This window comes from Mucilaginibacter sp. (genome assembly GCF_041663085.1).
In the GTDB taxonomy this organism is placed as follows: Bacteria; Bacteroidota; Bacteroidia; order Sphingobacteriales; family Sphingobacteriaceae; genus Mucilaginibacter.
Genome location: NZ_JBAZRC010000036.1, coordinates 1 through 22014 on the forward strand (window position 1 = coordinate 1; position 22014 = coordinate 22014).

Annotated in this window: 27 protein-coding genes; 15 read left to right on the forward strand and 12 right to left on the reverse strand. The window is 44.1% G+C overall.

Going from position 1 to position 22014, the window contains the following annotated elements; genetic code table 11:
• The 3 genes from WC615_RS09235 to WC615_RS09245 all read right to left on the reverse strand — a co-directional run.
• Positions 1-247: hypothetical protein (locus tag WC615_RS09235; protein ID WP_372977819.1), on the reverse strand; the 247-nt coding region annotated here is incomplete at its 3' end.
• Positions 248-291: 44 nt separating this feature from the next.
• On the reverse strand, positions 292-783 hold the full coding sequence (locus WC615_RS09240; RefSeq protein WP_372977820.1) for an isoprenylcysteine carboxyl methyltransferase family protein: 492 nt from the start codon (positions 781-783) through the stop codon (positions 292-294).
• Between the two features lie 4 nt (positions 784-787).
• Positions 788-1846 carry a type III polyketide synthase gene (locus WC615_RS09245; RefSeq protein ID WP_372977821.1) on the reverse strand — a complete coding sequence of 353 codons (1059 nt, stop codon included), beginning with the start codon at positions 1844-1846 and terminating at the stop codon, positions 788-790.
• A 130-nt stretch (positions 1847-1976) separates the two neighbouring features.
• On the opposite strand from WC615_RS09245, the gene WC615_RS09250 reads away from it, so the two are divergent.
• The 3 genes from WC615_RS09250 to WC615_RS09260 all read left to right on the forward strand — a co-directional run bounded on the left by WC615_RS09250 (position 1977) and on the right by WC615_RS09260 (position 3793).
• Entirely contained in the window at positions 1977-2753 is a 777-nt protein-coding gene (locus WC615_RS09250; RefSeq protein ID WP_372977822.1) for an Fpg/Nei family DNA glycosylase, read from the forward strand.
• A gap of 241 nt (positions 2754-2994) precedes the next feature.
• Positions 2995-3471, forward strand: coding sequence for a PA2169 family four-helix-bundle protein (locus WC615_RS09255; RefSeq protein WP_372977823.1), 477 nt, complete (start codon positions 2995-2997; stop codon positions 3469-3471).
• A gap of 1 nt (position 3472) precedes the next feature.
• The gene (locus WC615_RS09260) at positions 3473-3793 is read left to right on the forward strand and encodes a hypothetical protein (RefSeq protein WP_372977824.1); all 321 of its coding nucleotides are present in this window, start codon (positions 3473-3475) and stop codon (positions 3791-3793) included.
• Between the two features lie 154 nt (positions 3794-3947).
• Here WC615_RS09260 and WC615_RS09265 read toward each other — a convergent pair whose 3' ends face one another.
• Both WC615_RS09265 and WC615_RS09270 read right to left on the reverse strand, forming a co-directional pair.
• Positions 3948-4337: a hypothetical protein gene (locus WC615_RS09265; RefSeq protein WP_191174024.1), complete on the reverse strand. Its 390-nt coding sequence runs from the start codon at positions 4335-4337 to the stop codon at positions 3948-3950.
• Positions 4338-4375: 38 nt separating this feature from the next.
• Positions 4376-5008: an HAD family hydrolase gene (locus WC615_RS09270; RefSeq protein WP_372977825.1), complete on the reverse strand. Its 633-nt coding sequence runs from the start codon at positions 5006-5008 to the stop codon at positions 4376-4378.
• 289 nt (positions 5009-5297) lie between these two features.
• Between WC615_RS09270 and WC615_RS09275 the strand changes: the two genes are divergently transcribed.
• Together WC615_RS09275 and WC615_RS09280 are read left to right on the forward strand one after the other, a co-directional pair.
• Entirely contained in the window at positions 5298-6173 is an 876-nt protein-coding gene (locus WC615_RS09275) for a helix-turn-helix transcriptional regulator (RefSeq protein ID WP_372977826.1), read from the forward strand.
• Positions 6170-6616: a DUF983 domain-containing protein gene (locus WC615_RS09280; RefSeq protein ID WP_372977827.1), complete on the forward strand. Its 447-nt coding sequence runs from the start codon at positions 6170-6172 to the stop codon at positions 6614-6616. Before WC615_RS09275 ends, WC615_RS09280 begins: the two co-directional genes overlap by 4 nt.
• A 152-nt stretch (positions 6617-6768) precedes the next feature.
• Here the strand turns inward: WC615_RS09280 and WC615_RS09285 are convergent, their stop codons facing one another.
• A complete protein-coding gene (locus WC615_RS09285) occupies positions 6769-7134 on the reverse strand; it encodes a response regulator transcription factor (RefSeq protein WP_372977828.1) in 366 nt (121 codons plus the stop codon).
• A gap of 56 nt (positions 7135-7190) precedes the next feature.
• Positions 7191-9824, reverse strand: coding sequence for a PAS domain-containing protein (locus WC615_RS09290; RefSeq protein ID WP_372977829.1), 2634 nt, complete (start codon positions 9822-9824; stop codon positions 7191-7193).
• Between the two features lie 377 nt (positions 9825-10201).
• Between WC615_RS09290 and kaiC the strand changes: the two genes are divergently transcribed.
• From kaiC to WC615_RS09315, 5 genes are all read left to right on the forward strand, one after another.
• On the forward strand, positions 10202-11947 hold the full coding sequence (gene kaiC, locus WC615_RS09295; protein ID WP_372977830.1) for a circadian clock protein KaiC: 1746 nt from the start codon (positions 10202-10204) through the stop codon (positions 11945-11947).
• Positions 11947-12237, forward strand: coding sequence for a circadian clock KaiB family protein (locus WC615_RS09300; RefSeq protein ID WP_372977831.1), 291 nt, complete (start codon positions 11947-11949; stop codon positions 12235-12237). The genes kaiC and WC615_RS09300 overlap by 1 nt, the downstream gene beginning before the upstream one ends.
• A gap of 17 nt (positions 12238-12254) precedes the next feature.
• The gene (locus tag WC615_RS09305) at positions 12255-12581 is read left to right on the forward strand and encodes a circadian clock KaiB family protein (protein WP_372977832.1); all 327 of its coding nucleotides are present in this window, start codon (positions 12255-12257) and stop codon (positions 12579-12581) included.
• A gap of 3 nt (positions 12582-12584) precedes the next feature.
• The gene (locus WC615_RS09310; protein WP_372977833.1) at positions 12585-14237 is read left to right on the forward strand and encodes an ATP-binding protein; all 1653 of its coding nucleotides are present in this window, start codon (positions 12585-12587) and stop codon (positions 14235-14237) included.
• 63 nt (positions 14238-14300) lie between these two features.
• Positions 14301-15074, forward strand: a complete 774-nt coding sequence (locus tag WC615_RS09315) for an enoyl-CoA hydratase/isomerase family protein (protein WP_372977834.1) — start codon at positions 14301-14303, stop codon at positions 15072-15074.
• Between the two features lie 152 nt (positions 15075-15226).
• Here the strand turns inward: WC615_RS09315 and WC615_RS09320 are convergent, their stop codons facing one another.
• From WC615_RS09320 to WC615_RS09330, 3 genes are all read right to left on the reverse strand, one after another.
• Positions 15227-15547, reverse strand: a complete 321-nt coding sequence (locus WC615_RS09320; RefSeq protein WP_372977835.1) for a hypothetical protein — start codon at positions 15545-15547, stop codon at positions 15227-15229.
• Positions 15548-15641: 94 nt separating this feature from the next.
• Entirely contained in the window at positions 15642-15935 is a 294-nt protein-coding gene (locus tag WC615_RS09325) for a chaperone modulator CbpM (RefSeq protein WP_191174013.1), read from the reverse strand.
• Between the two features lie 6 nt (positions 15936-15941).
• A complete protein-coding gene (locus WC615_RS09330; protein WP_372977836.1) occupies positions 15942-16859 on the reverse strand; it encodes a DnaJ C-terminal domain-containing protein in 918 nt (305 codons plus the stop codon).
• A 107-nt stretch (positions 16860-16966) separates the two neighbouring features.
• On the opposite strand from WC615_RS09330, the gene WC615_RS09335 reads away from it, so the two are divergent.
• The 4 genes from WC615_RS09335 (at position 16967) to WC615_RS09350 (ending at position 19693) form a co-directional block, all read left to right on the forward strand.
• Positions 16967-18055, forward strand: coding sequence for an acyltransferase (locus WC615_RS09335; protein WP_372977837.1), 1089 nt, complete (start codon positions 16967-16969; stop codon positions 18053-18055).
• Between the two features lie 152 nt (positions 18056-18207).
• Positions 18208-18543: a cupin domain-containing protein gene (locus WC615_RS09340; RefSeq protein WP_372977838.1), complete on the forward strand. Its 336-nt coding sequence runs from the start codon at positions 18208-18210 to the stop codon at positions 18541-18543.
• Between the two features lie 116 nt (positions 18544-18659).
• Positions 18660-19169: a GNAT family N-acetyltransferase gene (locus tag WC615_RS09345; RefSeq protein WP_372977839.1), complete on the forward strand. Its 510-nt coding sequence runs from the start codon at positions 18660-18662 to the stop codon at positions 19167-19169.
• Positions 19170-19333: 164 nt separating this feature from the next.
• Positions 19334-19693 carry a DUF1493 family protein gene (locus tag WC615_RS09350; RefSeq protein WP_372977840.1) on the forward strand — a complete coding sequence of 120 codons (360 nt, stop codon included), beginning with the start codon at positions 19334-19336 and terminating at the stop codon, positions 19691-19693.
• A 99-nt stretch (positions 19694-19792) separates the two neighbouring features.
• Here the strand turns inward: WC615_RS09350 and WC615_RS09355 are convergent, their stop codons facing one another.
• The gene (locus WC615_RS09355; RefSeq protein WP_372977841.1) at positions 19793-20347 is read right to left on the reverse strand and encodes a YdeI family protein; all 555 of its coding nucleotides are present in this window, start codon (positions 20345-20347) and stop codon (positions 19793-19795) included.
• A 21-nt stretch (positions 20348-20368) separates the two neighbouring features.
• The gene (locus WC615_RS09360; protein WP_372977842.1) at positions 20369-20581 is read right to left on the reverse strand and encodes a hypothetical protein; all 213 of its coding nucleotides are present in this window, start codon (positions 20579-20581) and stop codon (positions 20369-20371) included.
• Between the two features lie 226 nt (positions 20582-20807).
• On the opposite strand from WC615_RS09360, the gene WC615_RS09365 reads away from it, so the two are divergent.
• Positions 20808-21821 (forward strand): ABC transporter ATP-binding protein, encoded by a 1014-nt coding sequence (locus WC615_RS09365; RefSeq protein WP_372977843.1) that lies wholly within the window; start codon positions 20808-20810, stop codon positions 21819-21821.
• The last annotated feature ends 193 nt before the right edge of the window (positions 21822-22014 follow it).

Below are 22014 nucleotides of genomic sequence, written 5' to 3' on the forward strand. Positions count from 1 at the left end.
GGTCGGCCTGCGTGCTTGCGTTTATATTATCTATCCAGGTAGCCTCCTCGTCTATCTGTAAATTATCGTGGATATTCCTCAGTTGCTTAAGCTGGTACCCTTGCCATAAAGTGATGTGGTTAATAATTTGCCAAATGGTTTTTAGCGAATGAGCAGGCGGGTTATCAATTTCGCTTATGGTGAGGTTATCAAACACCCTAAAAGTATCAAACGAATCGGCGAAGAGGGTTTCAAATTGGTTGGACATAGATTCTAACTGATATGCTAAGCTAAAGCAAATCAGTTAAATATTCACATCGCCAAAACCTCGTTCTCTTTTTTAATGCGCACGGTAAGCATCAAAGCATTCAGTATGGTAAACACTATAGCCGTATAATACAGCCCAAACGCCAGCGGGATAATAGCAATTTCACATACAACAATAATATAATTAGGGTGCTTAATGTATTTGTAAATACCGGTAGCAACAGGCCGGGTACCGGGCACTTTGTAAATTTTGGTATTCCAGTAATGGCCCAGGGTTGAGATCACAATCACTTTTATAACAATCAGTATAAAAAAGAACACAATAAGCGGGTAGCTCACTACAGTACCGTCCCGCCAAATATATTCGGCAATAATTGAGATGATGAACAATGTATGCATGGCTACCATATAAGGGTAATGCTCTTTACCATACTCTACAGCGCCGTTTCTGAGCAGCCATTTTTCGTTTTTGGATGATACATATAACTCGGCCAGGCGTTGAAATATCAGGAACAGTATAAATATGATAAATATCATGGGCTTAGTTTTTCATATCCAGTAAAACCATTTCGCTGCTAAAGCCCGGGCCCATGGCCAGCATCAGGCCGTAGCCGTCGGTAAAGCCTGTTTCCAGGAATTTCTCTAGCACATATAATACGGTAACGCTGCTCATATTACCGTAATCGTTCATTACCTCGCGGGTGTTCTTTAAAAAGTCGCCTTCGATTTGCAGGGCATCCGTGTATGCATCCAATACCTTCTTCCCACCGGGATGAAAGATGAAGTTTTTGATATCGCCCAGTTTCAAACCCTGCTTCGCTAAAAAAGCATCAATATCACCGCTGATGTTCTGATGAATAAACGTCGGGATATCTTTTGAGAAAACTACTTTAAAGCCATCCTCCCTAAAATCCCAGCCCATTACTTCTAACGAATCGTAGTACAATTTACTGCCGGCTGCTTTAAACTGCACGTGTTGTTTTGGCAAGGGGTGGTTATCTCCTTTTATAATACAAGCCACCACCCCATCCGAAAATAAGCTTGACCCAATAAAATTACTTTTACTGTAATCACTTTTTATCAATGTAAGTGAACAAAGCTCAACTGCTACCAATAGCACAACCGCATCGGGGTTTGCCTTTGCCGCTATATTGGCTTTTGCCATTCCCGATACACCACCCGCACATCCCAGCCCCCAAACCGGCGTACGATTTATGTTTTGGTTAAGCTGCATTTGGTTAATAATGAGCGCATCCATACTGGGCGTTGCCAGCCCGGTGGTAGATACGAAGATGATATCGGTAATGTCATTTTTGTTGATACCAGCCTTTGTAACAACCGCTTCAATAGCCTCAACCGAGTATTGAAGCGAAAGCTTAATATACTCGTCGTTACGTTGTTTAAATGTGGTTGTTTCGGCGTAATAGCTTAATGGTTTTACAAAATTACGGGTAACAATACCTGTATTATCAAACGCGGGCATTAACCTTTCGGCTTGCGGAAAATTTACCGAGAACATGGCCTGCGCCTGCTCTTTCACGGCCTGCTGGTCGGTTTTATCGGGGAGGTCAATTTTTGATACTGCTGCTATATGTGGCATGGAACGTTTATTAAGTAAGCCTTTATAACAGATACGTTAGAAAAGTTACTTTGGTTGACAACTTTTAATACGCCCTATTGTTTTATTTGCCACTAAGCTTTTACATTAGCATACAAAAAACAGCCAAATTATGCCCGAACTACCCGACCTGCAAGTATTTAGCCATAACCTCAATAAAAAACTAAGCGGTAAAACCATCAAAGAAGTTACCGTGAATAAAGCCCCCAAACTCAACGTAACCCACAAAGAACTGCAAGATACCCTGTATGGCCAAAAACTAAGTTCGGTTTACCGCGATGGCAAGGAGCTTTTCTTTAAATTCAGCAAGGGCGATGTGCTTGGCCTGCACCTGATGCTACACGGCAAGCTGTTTTTGTTTGAAGGCAAAAGCGACAACAAGTACCCTATCATAGAATTATTGTTTACCGATGATACCGGCCTCGTGCTGACGGATTTTCAGGGCATTGCGGTTCCTACTTTAAATCCGGAGCCAAAGGATGCGCCGGATGCTTTGTCTGACGATGCCGGTGTTGATTACCTGAAAGCGATCCTTGCCAAAAAGAAAACCAATGTTAAAACCGTACTGCTCGATCAAAAGATCATTCGCGGTATTGGTAACGCCTATGCCGATGAAATCCTTTGGGATGCCCGTATCTCGCCATTTTCTGTAAGTAATAAGATACCGGAGGATAAGGTGAAAGACCTTGTGAAATCCATTCATGATGTTTTAAAAGATGCCGAAAAACAGATCATCAAAAGCAACCCGGATATTATTGCCGGCGAGGTTCGCGATTTTATGCTGATCCATAATTCGAAAAAGAAACATAGCCCTAAAGGTGCACCTATCTTAATAGAGGAAGCATCACGGAAAACGTATTATACAGAGGAGCAGGAGGAGTATAAATAGTAAAGTAATTTAAACCCGCCTGTCATTTCGAACGAGCGAGAGCGAGGTTGTGCGATGGCGTGAAGAGAAATCTTATACGCCAAGCATTCGTTTAGGCAGAGTTTACTACTTACTGCTCGTATAAGATTTCTCCTCGTACCTCGTTCGAAATGACAGGGTGGTTAAGCAGGTTCCAAATTTTCTACAAACTTAAAACATTTAACTTCTACGGTGTGTTCACCCTGTACAAACATATACTACTATGGGAACATTACAACATATACAACACCAGATCTCGGCATTGAACGATCTGATCAAGATAAATAACGACCGTATAACAGGCTACCAAAAAGCTATTGAGGGCACAGATGATGCGTCACTAAAAGGCGTTTTTGAAGGTTATGCCGACCAAAGTAAAGGCTATATTAATCAACTAAACGATTATATACACCTGCTTGGCGGCCAACCAACAGACGGCACCACCCTATCCGGTAAATTTTACCATGCCTGGATGGATGTAAAGTCGACTTTTACTAAAAAGGACAACCATTCCATACTGTCTGACTGCGAATACGGCGAGGATATTGCCAAAAGCGCGTACCGTAAAGCGCTCGACGATAAAGAGTTAATATGGGAAGATGAACAAGTTGTAGCCTTACTTAACACCCACATGAACGGCTTAAAAATAGCGCACGATGCCATCAAAGCCCTGCGCGATTCATTTAAACAAGTAGCTTAATATGGACAGCCCCGATCAGGATTTTTTAAAAGACTACAAGCCCCTGTACGTACCGCATAAGTACGATGCAGCGGCTTCTTTACAGGATAATGTAGTGTATGCTTTAGCACAACTGGAGTATGCTACTGCGCCGCAGGTTGCTGCCAAAATGGATGAATTTGAACCTAAAACAGATAAAACCACGCACCTTCAGCAAACCCGCGAAATATTGGAGGGCCTGTTTAATAAAGGCCTGATAAAAGGCGACGATGAACCGGAAAGACAGTATAATTTGAGTAAGATACTGGTACCAAATTCAGGCAAGGCTGATCCGTTGTTTTAGTATACAAAGGTCATTGCTGCGAGCGATAGCCAAAAACCCCGCGCGTCATTGCGAGGTACGAAGCAATCTCTTCACACGCTAAGCGGCGACGCAAGGAGATTGCTTCGTACCTCGCAACGACGGGTGGAATATCTTAACGATAAGTTATAGCTATTTACGGCGCCGTAGGCGATACCGGCGTAACCGACATCACACTATCAACCACAAAATTACTTACCCCGCGCCATGGCAACGTGTGAATGTATTCTTTATAATGCAGCTCCAGCATAGCACCTGCGCTATGATTTAATTTATCGGCCACCTTTTCATCAGTAACAGAAAACATAAATTCGTTTGATGAGATATTGCCCTGCGTTTGGCTGCGGATACCGCTTTGGATCAATCTGCCTTCGTAAGTCTTGAACATGTAACCCTTTTTAACAAAATAGTTCATGGTACCGGCTTTAGTGCCTTCGCCAAAAACAAAATAGTAACGATAGTAAACCACCCCGATGATTACCACCGCCAGTACCAGGAATATAATTGTTAAAACTCTGCCTCTCATGTTTTTTTATTTATGTATAAAGCTAACATTAAAGAAGCTTATAAGTTTACAAAATAATTCACCAGTGAATTAAAATCGTCAAATTTCAGATCGTAATCATCCGTTTGGCCAAAACCATAGCTTACAAACACAAACGGGATACCTGCCATGCGGCTTTGCTGCCCATCACCTTCGGTATCGCCCACATAAACAGGGGTTTTTAGCCCATGTTTATCCATTAACAGCTTAATGTTATGGTTTTTGGGCATAAAGTTAACACCGTGTGCCAACTCGTCTTTTATCAGGTCGTCAATACCTGCCCAATCAATAAACTGGCGAATAATGCCTTTGGCGCAGTTGCTCAGTATAAACAGTGGATATTTTTCGGCAAGTTGCTTTAATCCATCTTTAACGCCATCGTATAAAATACCGCCCTTTTCGCTGATCAGGTTGTGGCGGCGGCCATTTACCAGGCCGTAGATCTCTACGCGTTTATCATGGTCAAATTCGGGCATTAAAATCTCTATCACCTTTTTGCCTTCCATGCCAACCATACCTGCTAAAACATCGCGGGTAATAGTTTTATCTATCCCCAGGTCGCTAAAAACAACATTCCAGGAGTGCGCGTAGGTGTCAACGGCATCCCAAAGGGTGCCATCCATATCAAAAATAAGGCTATCGGGTTTTTGCATGGGGTGAAATTAACAAAGATTATTTATTTGCTGATTTATTTTAACCACAGAGGGCACAAAGTTTTCACAGAGGACATGGAGTTTTTTCACGCAAAGACGCTAAGACGCAATTGATTGCCGAAAGATATAGTGTCTTTGCGTGAAACCTTCTTGTAAAATTCCTTTGTGTTCTCTGTGCTTTTCACTCTGTGCCCTTTGTGGTTAAAGAAATGATCACAATCAGTAAAAAATACCATAACAACCACATCCCGCACCATTGGGGCGGGAAATTGTTAAGTATCTTTGTGATATGAAAAAGGCATTCCCGGTTTATGATATATGCTCATTGGCTGATCACCAGCACAACGACCTGCTTATCAGCCGTTTTGCGCCTTATTTGCAAAAACATCAAAACCTTAGCCTGCCGCATAAACACACATTTTACCATGTGGTATTATTTACAGATGGCGGTGGTAACCATTCTATCGATTTTACAAGCTTCCCGGTAAAACCATATCAAATTTATTTTATGGCACCCGGGCAGGTACACCGCTGGAATTTTGAAGGCCCGGTTGATGGTTATATCATCAACTTTTCTGCCGAGTTTTTCCAGTCGTTCTTACTACGGCCCGATTACCTGGAGAGCCTGCCGTTTTTTACCGGCAATGTAGATGATGAGGTAATAAACTTAAAACCCGACATACATCAGCAGGTGGTGGCTTTGTTTGAGCAACTGATAGTGGAGAGCCAGCAAACCGGCCGTATGGGCATGGACCTGATCCGCACGCTGATGCTGCAATTGTTTATACTGGTAGCCCGGCAAAGCGAGCATGGCCAGCAAACCACCGCGCCAACGTATAATTACACCCTGCTGCAAAGTTTTAAAAAGCTTACTGATAAGAATTTTGCCACCTTGCGGTTACCAAAAGATTATGCCACCTTGCTGTACATTACCCCTAACCATTTAAATGCTTTATGTAATGATATGCTGGGGATCCCGGCCGGTGAGGTGATACGCAACCGGATAATACTGGAGGCCAAACGCCTGCTGGTAAACCTTGACATGAACATCAACGAAATTGCAGGCAAGCTAAACTTTGCCGATAACTCTTACTTTACCAAATTCTTTAAAAAATACACCGGATTAACCCCTGAGGAATTCCGTAAAAACCCAATAGCCCAATGACACCAACAGATATAAAACCCGCCAAACAAGTACCCGTTCTAGAAGGCTTTATAAAAGCAAAATGCCCGCGTTGCCGCAGGGGCGATATTTACAGCACGCCTACCTACAGCTTTGGTGGACAAAAAATGCACGAACGCTGCTCGCACTGCGGCCTGCATTACGAGCGCGAACCGGGATACTGGTACGTGGCCATGTTTGTAAGCTATGCCTTTAACGTTGCCGAAATGGTAACTTTTGCCGTAGGCCTGCATATTTTAACGGGCTCAAATTCGCCATGGGTATACGTAGCCGTACTGATGGGCGTGATATTTCTGTTATCGCCGTTTAACTACCGATACTCAAGGGTTGCGTTGTTGTACTGGCTAACACCCGGTTTAAATTATGAACCATGGAGAGCACAAGATAGCGCGAAGGTTGAGCAACCGGCGCAAGTGAAAGAATAGCTTGCAATTTCACTCGCCCGGTCATAGCTTCGCCGAACCACCCTCTCTTCGCTGTGCGGAAAGAGGGTTTTGTTTTTACCCTCTTTGCGAAGCAGAGAGGGTCGACCAGCGTAGCGTAGTCGGGGTGAGTTAACTAGGGATGCTGAGTATACCTATCGCGTTAGTTTCTCAATTTTCGCCAGCAGCTCATTCATTTCAAATGGTTTGGCCAAAAAATCATCGGCACCAGCATCTATGGCCGATTGCTCAATATCCCTGCTGGCCGATACCATGATCACGGGGATATTTTTGGTGGCCGGGGTTGCCTTTAGCTGGCGGCAAATATCGCGGCCATCTTCCCCGCTCATCCATATATCAAGTAAAAGCAGGTCGGGCAGTTCATCCTTCATATCAAGCACGGTAGAGCCATCAACGGTTGTAGTTACACTGTAGCCCTCAAATTCGAGCAGCATTTCTACAGCGTCCACTATTCCGGGGTCGTCGTCAGCTATCATTATTTTTTTCGGTATGGGGCTCATTTTATTATATGGTTTTGAATACAAAACCGTGTACAGGTTTAACTGATTATAAACTATTATTTTGGCTTGGTTGCTTTGCCATCGGTAACCGGTAACGAGAAGCAAAAAGTAGACCCTTTTCCTTCTGTGCTGTTTACCCACATCCTGCCGCCTTCCCTGCGAATGATCTCGTTTGATATGTATAACCCTAACCCCAAACCGGGGAAGGTATGCTGCTTACTGCCGCTTACACGGTAAAACTGTTCAAATACCTTGTCCTTCTTGTCCTCGGGTATGCCAATGCCAAAATCTTCCACGCAAACGGTAACCATATTTCCTTCCCGTTCGGTACTGATGATGATACGGTTGGAGTGCGGCGAATATTTAACGGCGTTGCTGATCAGGTTGGTCATTACCTGCCCTATCCGTTCCTTGTCTGAATATACTTTACCGGTTTCTTTAAAATCCATTACCAGTATGTGCTTATTGGTGGTGTGCTGTAAGTCCTGCACACACTCCTCAACAGCCTGGTTAAAATCAAACCAAACCTTGTTAAACAATATGCGGCCCGAGTTTATTTTGGTTACATCAAGCAAATCACCTATCAAATTGGTAAGGCGGTTTAACTGCGCATCCATCTTCATTACCATTTGCGCCTTTTTCTCCTCCCCTTCGTTACTCAGCATGGCGCCAAGTACCTGGGCGTAGGCTTTTATACTGGTTACAGGTGTTTTTAACTCGTGGCTGGCAATGCCTAAAAAGTCATCCTTTTGGCGCTGCATTTGCTTTTGCTCATCAATATCGGTATTGGTACCAAACCACCTCACAATCTCACCATCGTTTATAAACGGTAAGGCGCGGGAAAGGTGCCATTTATATTCACCGTTTTTGTCGCGCAGCCTAAACTCGTACTGGTATAAGCTATGGCTTTGTAAAGCCTCTGTCCATGCGGCTTTGCAGCCCGGCTGATCGTCGGGGTGCACATTATCTATCCATTTTTCACCAATAACGGCTTCCATTGGCAGGCCAAAGAAATTAATGGTTTGCTTATTCACATAATCAAGCTCACCGCTCGTTTTGGCCGTCCAGAGCTGCACGGGCATAAAATCGGTCACAAATTCAAACTGTCTTATTTGGTCGTTAAGCTCGCCATTTTTTAACTGTAGCTCAATATCGGTGATGGTTTTTTCGGTAACATCCGTACAGGCGCCAATATAGCCCATAAATTTACCCTCGTGGTTGTATTGCGGATGGCCGGTGGCTATGCACCAGCGGATCTCACCATTTTTCCGGCGGATCCTGAAATCAACCTCGTAAGGTTTTTGCGCCTTAAGGTCTATCAAAAACTTTTCGGCTGCCCGGGCCCTGTCTTCAGGCAAAATACAATGCAGCCATCCGGTGCCTAACAAATCTTCACTGGGTTGCCCTGTCCAGTCTGTCCAGGTTTTATTGGCATAGGTTATCATGCCATTATTATCGGCCATCCAAAGTGCAGTTGGCGATGCACTGGTTATATTTTGCAGCAGGTGTTCGCTATCTATCAGTGCCCTTTTGCTTGCTATCTCGGCGCGCAGATCGCGGGCTATGGTTGCCCTTCCCTGCGGTTTGCCTGCCGGGTCATATATCAGCATAGTAGTACCAATAACCGGGATAGGCTCGCCCGTTTTAAAGTTGCGGTAAAGGATCTCGCCGCTCCATTTCCCTAAAGTTTGCAGTGCCTTATTTATCTCATTTTTAAGTTTATCCTTCTCGCCGGGCATAATAAATTCCGAATTATGCGGTAATTCGGCTTCATAGTCTATCCCCATCATTTTACGGCCGGCGGCGTTTACGTAAGTCACGTTACCGTCAAGGTCGCTCAGGCTTATAAAATCAGATGTATTATCAACCAGGGTTATCAGTTTTCGTTGTTCTTCTTTATCCCTTATCTCGGCAGTTATATCCTGTGTGGTGCCAGCAAAGCGTATACACCTGCCCTGCTCATTAAAATATGCCTTGCCTTTGCTGCGCAGCCATCTTACTTTGGTACTGCTTGGGCACACAATACGAAATGTTTCATCATAATACCCATCCCCCCCGGGGTTAAGCGCGGCCTTTACATTTTGCTCTATATTTCCCTGGTCATCAGGGTGGATATGTTTTAAAATGTCGCTATAAACGGTTACCTCACCGGGCAAAAAACCGTGCAACTGGTTACAACGATCATCCCAGGTAACGCGTTCGTTTGCAGGGTTCATGTCCCAGGCGCCCAATTCTGCCGAATCGAGCGCAAAACGCGAGCGCTCTTCTGCTTCGGCTAACTTTTTACGGGTAAGCACCAGTTCAGTAACGTCGTCGGCTGTATTTAGTATTCCCCACACTTCGCCTTTTTCGTTTTTAAGCGGCTTGTATATAAAGTTGAAGTAAAAGGTTTGCATTTGCCCGCCTATCAGCAGATCCACTTGCTCGGCATAGGCTTCGTATGCTATGCCTGTTGTAAAAACGGTATCAAGCAGTTCAAAAAAGGGCTGGCCTTCCAGCTCAGGCAGTGCCTGCCTGAATGTTTTACCTATAACGCTTGCATCCTTATCCCAAACTTTTAAAATGGCATCATTGGCCAGTGTTATTACAATATCGCGCCCCACATAAAGGCCAACCGGCGACGGCGACTGCTCTATAATGGTTTTAAATACGTTTTCGCTTTGGGCGTCCGGGTAAATGTTGCTTTTCATTATTCAGGCAGAAAAACATTAATATATTCCAAATAAGTATCGGCTAATATATTCTGTTGGGTAGATTGTAATACAATATTAAATTTTCTGATTGATTATAGCTAATACATCTTAAATAAAATTATGCAACTATAAACCACATAGTTGCTTCTTGCTTTTAAATGAATGTTAAAGATTTTATTTATGGGTTATTTTTTGCAAATGAAATGTAAATAATGTGCTAAAATCCAAACAATTAAAATTCTACGTAGTTAAGGTGAAATAATTTTAGAAGATACTTTACAACATAATCGAATAAATACAACCTGTTACAAGCAATATCATTGCGTAATAAGGCACATTTTATACTTTTATGAAATTATTGAAAATGAACACCTATGAGTAAAGCTCAAAAAAAGATACCCCCCATACTGTACGGTACTTTACCAAAAGTATTAACCGGTATAGTGGGCCTTGATGAAATTACAGAAGGCGGTTTACCCCAGGGCAGGCCAACATTAATATGCGGTGAAGCCGGTTGCGGTAAAACCCTGATGTCGTTAGAATTTATTGTACGTGGTGCTGTACAATACAACGAACCCGGCGTTTTTGTGGCTTTTGAAGAAAAAAGCGACGAACTGGCCATGAATGTTGCCTCATTGGGTTTCGACCTGAAGAAACTACAGGAACAAAAGAAATTAAAAATAGACCATGTACATATCGACCGCAGTGAAATAGAAGAAACCGGCGAGTATGACCTTGAAGGGTTGTTTATCCGCTTAGGTTACGCTATTGATAGCATTGGCGCCAAACGTGTGGTACTTGATACGCTGGAGAACCTTTTCTCGGGCTTAAATAACCAGGCCGTTCTACGTATGGAGTTGCGCCGCCTTTTTGGCTGGCTAAAAGAAAAAGGCGTAACCGCCATTATTACCGGCGAACGTGGCGAAGGCAATTCATTAACACGCCAGGGGTTGGAAGAGTATGTATCTGATTGTGTGATATTGCTTGATAACCGGGTGGTAAACCAGATAACAACCCGCAGGCTGCGCGTTATAAAATACCGCGGCACCGTACACGGCACCAACGAATATCCATTCCTGATTGATGAGGACGGGATTTCGGTACTGCCGGTTACATCGCTTAAAATGGCTAACAAGGTATCAACAGAGCGTATCTCTACCGGTGTAAAGGGCCTTGATGATATGCTTGGCGGCAAAGGTTTATACCGCGGCGGTAGTGTACTGGTATCGGGCACGGCAGGTACCGGTAAAACCAGCCTGGCTGCATCATTTGCAAACGAAGCCTGTAACCGTAAAGAGAAATGCGTGTATTTTGCGATGGAAGAATCGCCAAGCCAGATCATCCGCAACATGCGCTCGATAGGAATAGACCTGCAAAAGCATATAGATAAGGAGCTGCTTATTTTTAACGCATCAAGGCCAAATTTATACGGCCTTGAAATGCACCTGGTAGCTATGCATAAGTGCATCAAAAAATATAAGCCTGCAGTGGTTGTTATTGACCCGATAACTAATTTCATCAACATAGGTTCGGTAAGCGAGGTTAAAAACATGCTGGTGCGGATGATAGACTTTTTGCAGGAAGAGGGTATCTCGGTAATGTTTACAGCATTATCATTAAATACAATTGTGAACGAACAAACCGACGAGGGTGTATCGTCATTGGTGGATGCCTGGATACTGGTACGCGATATTGAATTTAACGGCGAACGCAACCGTGGCCTGTACGTCATGAAATCGCGCGGAATGAAACACTCTAACCAGGTGCGCGAGTTTGTGATAACCAACACCGGCTTAACCCTTGTAGATGTTTATTTGGGTCCCGATGGCATCCTCACCGGATCGGCCCGCGAACAGCAAATGCTGCTGGAGAAAACAGGCGAAGCCATTCATAGCAGCGCGGTAAACCGTAAGGACAGGGAAATATTACGTAAACGTAAAGTGCTCGAGGCCAAAATAGCCAGCCTGCACAGCGAATTTGAATCTGTTGAAGAAGAATTGAATAAGGTTTACCTGGAAGAAGAATTAAAGAAACAAATTTTAGATAGAAACCGTGAGGAGGTGACAAGGCTTAGAAGGGGCGAAACGGTAGGAACAACAAAAAAATCACCCCAAAAATAATGGCAAAGCAAGTAGATAAAAAGTGGGAATTAAGGTTATATGTAGCTGGGAAAACACCAAAATCTGTTACTGCGCTAACCAATCTTAAAAAATATTGTGAAGAGCATTTAAAAGGCCAGTACCGTATTGAGGTAATTGACCTTTTAGAAAAACCGCAACTTGCTGAGGGCGACCAGATACTGGCCATCCCTACACTTGTACGCAAGGTGCCGGAACCTATACGCAAAATAATAGGCGACCTATCCAACGAGGAAAAGGTACTTGTTGGGTTAAACATTCGCCCGGCTTAATTGTATAATTGATAGTTATGGCCGATCAGGACGGAGTTTTAGACACACATGATATGAATACCGGGGCCGAGCCTTATGTGTTACGCTTATTTATAACAGGGGCATCGCCTAACTCTATCCGTGCGGTAGAAAACATAAAGTCTATTTGCGACGAATATCTTAAAGACAGGTACCAGCTTGAAATTATAGATATACACCAGCAACCGCAGCTTGCCGAAGGCGAGGACGTTATAGCAGTGCCTTTGATGATCAAAAAATCGCCCTACCCCGAACGCAGGATGATAGGCGACATGAGCGACACCCAAAGGGTTTTAAAGGGCCTGGGCCTTGCCACTAACAGTTAAATTATGGAGCAGAATTCAAAAGATCTTTTAAACGAGATAAAGGAATTGCGCTACCAGTTAGAGGAAGCGCATGATACAATAAACGCTATACGTACCGGCCAGGTTGATGCCCTTATTGTAAAGGACGATACCGGCCACCAACTGTACACCCTAAAAACTGCAGATCAAACCTATCGCGTTTTTATTGAAAAAATGAGCGAAGGCGCCGTCACTATAAACCGTGATGGTATTATTTTATACTGCAACACGCGCTTTGCTTTAATGGCCGATACCCCATTAGAGAAAACCATTGGTATGCCGCTGGCTTCTTTTGTGCCTGAAAGTTCGCAGAACAAGCTTCGGGAATTAATATACAATAGCTGGGAGGAAGATAACCGGCAGGAAATTATTTTGAAGGATGGCGGTGGCAAGGATATGCATTGCATGTTCTCGTGCAATACCATTGAACTGGATAACGGCGTTGCTTTAAGTATTATTATTACCGACCTGAGCGTTTTAAAAGAAACCGAAAAACAATTACAGCAACGTAACGAGCAGTTAGAAGAATCGCGCGCGAATACCGAAAAACTAAACAATACATTAGAAGCAACGGTAAGGGAGCGCACCGGCGATCTATTGATCAGTCGCGAGCATTTTAAGCTGCTTACCAACAATATACTGCAAATGACCTGGACTAACCTGCCTACAGGTATAGTTAACTCATTTAACCAGCGCTGGTATGATTATACCGGCCTTAGTAAAGATGATACCGCCAGTTTTGAATGGAGCCAGGTTGTGCACCCCGATGATCTGAAGGAAACACTCATCAGGTATGAAACATCACTAAAAACAGGCGAAATTTTTGAAATAGAGAACCGCTACCGCAGGTACGATGGCGTTTACCACTGGCACCTTAACCGCTCAAACCCATTAAAGAATGATAATGGCGACATTATATTTTGGGTGGGTACCGCTACAGATATCGAGGACCAGAAACAGGAAATGGACCGCAAAGATGAGTTTATTGGGATAGCCAGCCATGAACTTAAAACGCCATTAACCAGCTTAAAAGGTTATTTACAGCTTATAGCAAGTTATAAAAAGGAAGAGCTGCCACCGGTAATTAAACAATACATTGGCAAAGCGGAGGTATCTATAAATAAATTACAAACACTAATAAACGACCTGCTTGATGTAAGCAAGATAAAAGCCGGCAGGCTTGAATATTCCATTGCAGAACTAAACATTACCAACCTGGTAAGCCAGTGTATTGAAAATGCCGAGCATGTTTACCCTGCTTATATTTTTGAGTATGAGCCCGGGCAGCCTTATATGGTAAAAGGCAATGCCGAACGGTTAGAACAAGTGTTGATGAACTTGGTAAACAATGCCGTTAAATACTCGCAAAACAATAAGATAGTTACCATATCTACCCAAAAGCGAGGCAATAACGTAAGGGTATCTGTTCATGATAATGGCATAGGGCTATCAAAAGACCAGCAAAGCAAAATATTTGAGCGCTTTTACCGGGTAGAAGATAAAAAGAACATGACGAGCGGCCTGGGCATGGGGCTTTACATCTCAAACGAGATCATCAGCAACCATAAAGGCACCATCGGCGTGGAAAGCGAACCCGGCCAGGGATCAACTTTTTATTTTGAATTGCCGTTGGTTTGATCCTTCCGATTTGCAGGTACGTTAAATAGTACGGATATTGCCGCGCATTTATACCAACCAATAATGACCGATACCAAAAACGGAAATGTAGTGCTTAATACCAGCGCAGATGGCGTTGCCACCATAGTTTTTTACCACCCGGCACAAAACTCGCTTCCGGCACATCTGCTGCAGGCGTTAACCGATAAAATAAACGAAGCCGGCAATAACCCGCAAACAAAAGTTATTGTATTGCAAAGCGCAGGCGAGCGCACTTTTTGCGCCGGGGCAAGCTTTGATGAGCTATTGCAGATAAAAGATAAAGAAGCAGGCGCCGTATTCTTTTCGGGATTTGCCAATGTGATCAACGCCTGCCGTAAATCATCAAAAATTATCATAGCCCGTGTACAGGGTAAAGCTGTTGGTGGTGGTGTAGGCCTTGCTGCCGGTGCCGATTATGTACTGGCTACCGAAGCCGCCTCTATCAAATTAAGCGAACTGGCTATAGGGATAGGCCCGTTCGTAATATCGCCTGCGGTGATCCGTAAAATAGGTTTGCCTGCATTTTCGCAGCTCACTATCCGCGCGGTAGATTTTCAATCTGCTAAGTGGGCAATGGAAAAAGGCCTGTATAACGAAGTATATACCGATATCCCTGCGCTTGATGAGGGTTTATCAACCCTGACGCATAAACTTGCCTCATACCACCCCGAAGCGCTTGCAGGCCTCAAACAGATACTTTGGGAAGGTACCGAAAACTGGGACCAGCTACTAACCGAGCGCGCCGCCATTAGCGGCGAACTGGTATTATCAGAATTTACGCAGCACGCCTTGAATGGGTTTTTAAAGAAAGAATAGTTTATTTAACCACAAGGACACAGAGTGGAAAAACACAGATATAACAAAGAAGCTACTTTATATCTGTGAAAACAACCGTGCCCTCTGTGGTTAATCCCAACAAAAAAGCCCCACATTAAGCGGGGCTTTCATTTATATATTTCAAAGATAAATTACCATCTTCCGTGGCCTCTGCCATGACCACCACCATGGCCCCAACCACGCCCGCGGAAACCGTGTTCGCGGTAAACTACCTGGCGATAAGCAGGGCGTTCATAGTAACGGGTACGGTAATAAACCGGGCGGCCATAATATCTGCGTACCGGGCGGTCATAATAAACTACACGGTCATAATCATCGTAATAATAAGGTCTTTCAACATATCTTACCGGTGTACCAAGGTTAATACCTATGCCTACCCTTACCTGGGCTTTGGCCAACTGCATACTGCAGGTTAATACTAAGGCTATTATTGAAATTTTAATTAGTTTCATGGTAGTAGATTTTAGTTACAATTATCGTTTCATTTGTATCTATGACCCTATAATCGTACCAAGGTTTAATAAAAATCTACTCCTTTTTGGAATATCAGTCTTCGTAAAGTTTTAATTTACTCCGTAAAACACTCATTTCCTGTTCCATATCATCTAATTTTTGCAGCAAATTATTTATGGTTGCAAGGCCCGGTTCGTTTATTTCCAGTTCGTTGTGCAGGCGTACCAGGCGTTCCAGTTTCTGTATTTCATCCAGCGGTATGCAACTGGTTTTGTTAACGGTGGTAACCTTAACCAGCCCGGCATCTGCCAGGTAATCAATAAAAGTGTATTCCACGTTGTGGTACACACAAAAATCGTTCACGGTTATCAAATTTTCTGTTCTCATATAGGTTTATGATTTAGCCAGTTCTTCAAATAACTCTTTTTGTTTTTCGGTAAGGTTAGTTGGCAGTTGTACATTATAGGTAATGTACAGATCACCAAACTGACCCTCTTTTTTGTATACCGGCACACCTTTACCCTTTAGCTTTACCTTAGTGCCTATCTGCGTACCGGGCGCTACTTTTAACTTCACCTTACCGGTAAGGGTATCTGCCGTAATTTCGCCGCCTAAAACAGCAGTGTACAGATCCAGATTAATATTGCGGTACAGGTCGCTGCCTACACGCTTAAATTCGGCATCATCGGGGATAGCGAATTTTATATACAGATCGCCCGCCGGAGCACCATTACTACCCGGGCCGCCATGACCTGCAATTTTTATGGTTTGGCCGTTCTCTATCCCCGCGGGGATGGTAAGGCGAATGTTTTTACCGTTAACGGTTATGGTTTGTTTTTTCGATTCCAGTATATCGCGCAGGTTTAACTGCAGGCTGGCGTTCATATCCTGCCCGCGGTACCGCTGCTGTGCCCTGCCGCCGCCGCTGCCCGCAGGCCCGCCGCCAAACATCGAGTTAAAAAAGTCGGAGAAGTCTCCACCGTTGCTGCTGCCGCCAAAATCAAACCCTCCAAAATCCTGCTGGCCGCCGCCATAACTGCGCTGCTGGCTTTGCTGCTGTCGCTGTTGTTGTTCGTAAGCCTCGCCATGCTGCCAGTTCTCGCCATACTTATCGTATTTTTTGCGCTTTTCGGGGTCGCTTAAAACCTCGTTGGCTTCGTTAACCTGTTTAAATTGTTTTTCGGCCTCGGCGTTGTTGGGGTTAAGGTCGGGGTGGTGCTTGCGTGCCATTTTACGGTAAGCGCTTTTTATCTCCTTTTCAGTTGCGCCTTTATCTACGCCCAGTATCTTATAGTAATCAATAAATGCCATAGCTTAAATGATGTATTGTTTAAACCTGCAACGCAGTGCTAAGTTTTAATTAGCTGTACAATTTACGTTGGTTTTACATAAATTACACAACCAATTAACTAAAAACTATGCCCGCAATTGCACCGCCTAATGTAGCTTTTAAAAGCAACCCAACCGCTTATTTAAATATATTAAGAATTTTTGCTTGTTTAATGGTGCTCACTGTACACTCGGGGGAGTTTTTTTACATCGGCGATAAAGGACAGATCATCCGCGAAAACCACGTTTGGGTAAATAATTACGGCAGCTTTATGCGGGCATGTGTGCCGCTGTTTGTAATGATATCGGGCTATTTGTTATTACCCATCAAAGAAACAGCAAGCGTATTTTATAAACGCCGGTTTACCCGCCTGCTTATTCCGTTTTTATTTTGGAGCGTTATGTATGCCTTGGTACCTTACCTGCTGGGCACAAGTAGCATCAGCCAGATGTGGCACGATCTGTATATCATCCCCATCAACTTTGCACCAAGCGCCGGCCACCTTTGGTTTGTGTATATGTTTATTGGTGTGTACCTGTTCATCCCTATCTTTTCGCCATGGGTACAAACGGCATCAAAACGGTTCAAGCAATTCTTTTTATTGATATGGGTTATCACCCTTTGCTTTCCCTACATCAAAACCATCATCCCCGAAGTTTGGGGCGAGTGCTTCTGGAACAAGTACCACAGCGGTTATTATTTTTCGGGTTATATAGGCTACCTGTTGCTGGGTAATTACATTAAAGAGCATGTTACTATCTCTAAATGGGGTGGTTTTACGGTTGGGGCAGTATTGGTTATAATAGGCTATATCATAACCAATCTTGTTTTCTCACACCAGTTGCCATTCGCTAAAGACCTGCCCGAGCTGGAGCTTTCATGGGCGTTCCCTACCATCAACGTGGCGTTGATGGCTACAGGATTGTTCCTGATATTCCGAACCATCAGCTTTAAAAGCGCGGCTACAGAAAGCTTTTTCGCCAAAATTTCCGGCTTAACCTATGGCATGTACCTGGCGCATATTTTGGTATTGGTACAATTAGCACCTATCATCACTAACTGGCTGCACCATGTGGTGTTGATAATACCTGTGCTGGCCATCAGTACTTTCCTGGTGACGTATATTGGCATAAAGCTGCTATCGTATTTGCCGGGGAGTAAATATTTTGTTGGGTAAACCGATTCTCCTCCGCGCGTCATTGCGAGGTACGAAGCAATCTCTGAACTATGCATAAGCGCTTTGCATGTGTCTTGCCTATCGGGAGATTGCTTCGTACCTCGCAATGACGGGTTGTTAATACTTATAGTTGCATTTCTTATCTTGCCTCCATGAACTCTACCATATTCCGCCAATTCGCTGATATCGATACCAAAGAGATCGCCCCGGGCTTTTTCTCTAAACTGATACACACCGCCAACAACACCATCAATTTTATTGAAGTGGCAGCCGGCAATTCCGTTCCCGATCATAAGCACATCCACGAGCAGCTTTCTTTTGTGCTTGAAGGCGAATTTCAGCTAACCGTTAATGGTGAGGTGCAGCTATTGGATACCGGCATGTTTGCCGTTATCCCCTCAAACGTACGCCATAGCGGCCTGGCTATTACCGATTGCAAGTTGATAGATGTTTTTAGCCCGGTACGCGAGGATTACAGGGATTTGTAGATGATCTATCTTGTCAGTCTGAGCCTGTCGAAGACGTATACATGTGGCAAATGGTTCGACAAGCTCACCATGACAAATTCGTTATGCCATTTGCCGCTAATTAATAAATTTGCAGCATGGCTATAACACCCGCTACCCTTACTGATGTACCTGAACTTGTTGTACTGATCAACTCAGCCTATCGTGGCGAAAGCTCAAAAAAAGGCTGGACCACCGAGGCAAGCCTCATCGGCGGGCAACGGATCGACAATGAAGGCCTCACGGAACAAATGAGTGACCCTGATGCTGTTATCCTTAAACATATTAATGACGATGGCCTAATCACCGGCTGTGTATACCTCCAAAAACGTGGCGAAAAACTTTACCTGGGCATGCTTACCGTATCGCCAACCTTACAGGCAAACGGATTGGGCAGGCGCCTGTTAGAAGCTGCTGAAGATTACGCCCGCAATATACATTACCACACCATTACCATGACGGTTATTACCACCCGTACCGAGCTGTTAGACTGGTATGAGCGCCGCGGCTACGCCAAAACCGGCGAGGTTATCCCCTTAAACATTACAGAACGCAATGGCATATTAAACCAGCCGGTTGAAATGTTTAAGCTGGAAAAGACGATATAATTATCTTACCCTCTTTCCGCTTGCGGAGAGAGGGTCGACAAGCGCAGCGATGTCGGGGTGAGTTAATAAAAGTTAAAAATTTCTCAATTAAAAACCCTTTTCTTAATTTTAAACTGCAACGCCGGGCAAAAAACGGTGTCCTTTATTCACTATTAAGGCATTGTATGGAGCAAATTCAACCGCAGTTAAAAGATTTTATAATTGATTACTGTAACCGGTACAAAGTTTACCGGGTTGACCCTGCTACCCTGCACCCCAATACCAGTATAGACCTCGACCTGGATATATACGATATAGAAATAGACCTTTTCCTATCCGAATTTGCCGAACATTTCAAGGTAGATAATTCTAAATTTAGCTGGTATAAATATGGCTATCCAAAAGGCTCGGCAAGGGTTAGGATGCTCAAGTTAATGTTTGGCTACAAACGCCCCTGGGTAAAAAAACTGGCGGGTTATTGCTATAAACCCAAATTTAAAGTAGCAGTGTTGCAGCATGCTTTAGAGAACGGGAAGCTGGTGTAATAGAACACAGCCGTCATGCCGAATTTATTTCGGCATATCTTATGCAATGTTGTCTTGTCCTGAGAGATCCTGAAACAAGTTCAGGATGACGTAGAATTTTTAATTCCTCTCCCCGTTTTCACTCACTTTAATCAATGCCTCTAAACGGCTTATTTGCGTTTTCTCCTGCTTGGCTGTCATGATGCGGTGTACGGAAGTTCTTTTGTACCACGGTGCCTGTTTCTGAAAAAACTCCCAGGCTATTTTATTGGCTTTAAACAGCTTTTCATATTCTGGCTTCAACGCCATTTCATCAACCTCAAAACTGTAAATGGCCGATCGTTCCTCCTTACGTTTGGCGTAAGCGGCAACGCCTGCGGGTTGCATCAGGCCTTTTTTGGTTAACTCGGCAACCTTTTGAATATTAATACCACTCCAGATACTGGTTGGCTTACGGGGTGTAAAGCGGATAGTGTAACTTTCTGGGCCTAATGATCTGCGCACCCCGTCTATCCAGCCAAAACATAGGGCCTCATCAACCGACTGCGGCCAGGTAATACTTGGCTTGCCGCTTCCGGTTTTATAAAAGCCCACAAGCAACTCGGTTTTTTGATCAGCGTTAGCCTGTAGCCAATCACGAAAATCGGCCGGTGTTTCAAAAAAGGTTGGCTCCATAGGGGCTAATATACAGCAGTACTATGATTTTTTTGCCGTGGCTACAATAACAATGCCCCCAACCAGCAATATCCCACCCAGATATGGCGGCCAGTTAACGTTTTTTTGCCTGTCGGCAGATATTTGTATAGGGCCGGCATCTACAATTTTTTCCTTTTTAGTATAAGTAAAGCCTGTCCAGATCAGCATTGCCGCGCCGATAATAATAAGTACAATCCCGATGGTTTTGTTCATGATGATGGTTTATTAGTTTTTAATTGAATACCTGTTTGGCCTTAATTGTTTGCGCGACAATATAAAAGCCCCTTTGTCATGCTGAGCGATAGCGAAGAATCTATTCGCCGTTATGCCGCACACATACATCGTTACCCGAAAATATTTTTCCTTCATCCTGCAATTTGATGCCCTATCGGTTTAAGATAAAATGTATTTTAGGGGCGCTTACAACACTGATCACAAAATGAACAACGACCTGATACTGGAAACCATATCAGTCACCAAAAACTTCTTTGGCGATAAATCTTCCGGCGTTAATAACATCACTGTTTTTATACCAAAAGGTAAAATTACCGCCATTGTGGGCGAAAGCGGCAGCGGCAAAACCACCCTGCTTAAACTGCTCTCGGGAACCATGAAACCCGACTCGGGCGATGTGTTTTTTCACGGCCAGCCCCTGCCCGCGCGCACTGCGCACCTTACCGCCGCGCATACCGTTATCACCATGGTTAGCCAGGATAACAGCGACATGGATATGGGCGCCAACGTTTGGGACAATGTAGGCCGCGGCCTGCCAACCGAAGATGCTAACTATAAGATCCAAAAAACCACCCAGGCACTGCACCTGCTGGGTATATATGAACTGCGCGACCTCCCCTTCGGTAAACTAAGCGGCGGCGAAAAACAGCGCGTTACCATTGCCAAGGCCCTGATAAACCGGCCGGAAGTACTGATGCTGGATGAGCCCTTTAACCAGGTTGATGCCAACTATCGCGAAAGTATGCAGCACGATATCCGCCAGATTGTAAAAGAATGGGGCGTTACTGTAATACTTGTATCTCATGATCCTGCCGAACTGCTTTCTATGGCCGATGAACTCATCGTGATAAAAGAAGGCGAGATAGTGGAATATGGCACTCCCGATGAGCTTTACCACAACCCCAAGCTGCTTTATACCTCAAAAATACTGGTAAGTTGCAGCGAACTTACCGCCGAGCAAGCCAGGGTGTGCGGTATCAAATCAAAACGCGGCACAGTGGTTATTTACGCAGAGCATATTAGCGTTTCCCCTCTGCCCATAGGTGCCAAGTGGACGGTTAAACAAGTGCTTTTTAAAGGTTTTTTTGAAGAACTCATTATCGAACGCGAAGAAGTAACCCTGCGTGTTATCAATTTCGCCCGCTACAAGTATCCCGTTGGCAGCAAAGTGGGTATCAGCATCAAAAAGTTTTACGAGTTTGGGAAGTGGTTGAGTTAAACCCGGATTAAGCAGATTTTAGGATTTATACGATTTCCCTGAGCGTAAATTGCTATGAATTGTGGAGAAGCTTTTTTTCTGTCTTGATCTTTTAGTTACTTTTTGTTCCAAGTCAAAACTAACTGCCTCACAGCGGCAATTGAGCGGGCCGATCATTAGCATACACTGAGCATGAGATATGCCGAATAAGGAT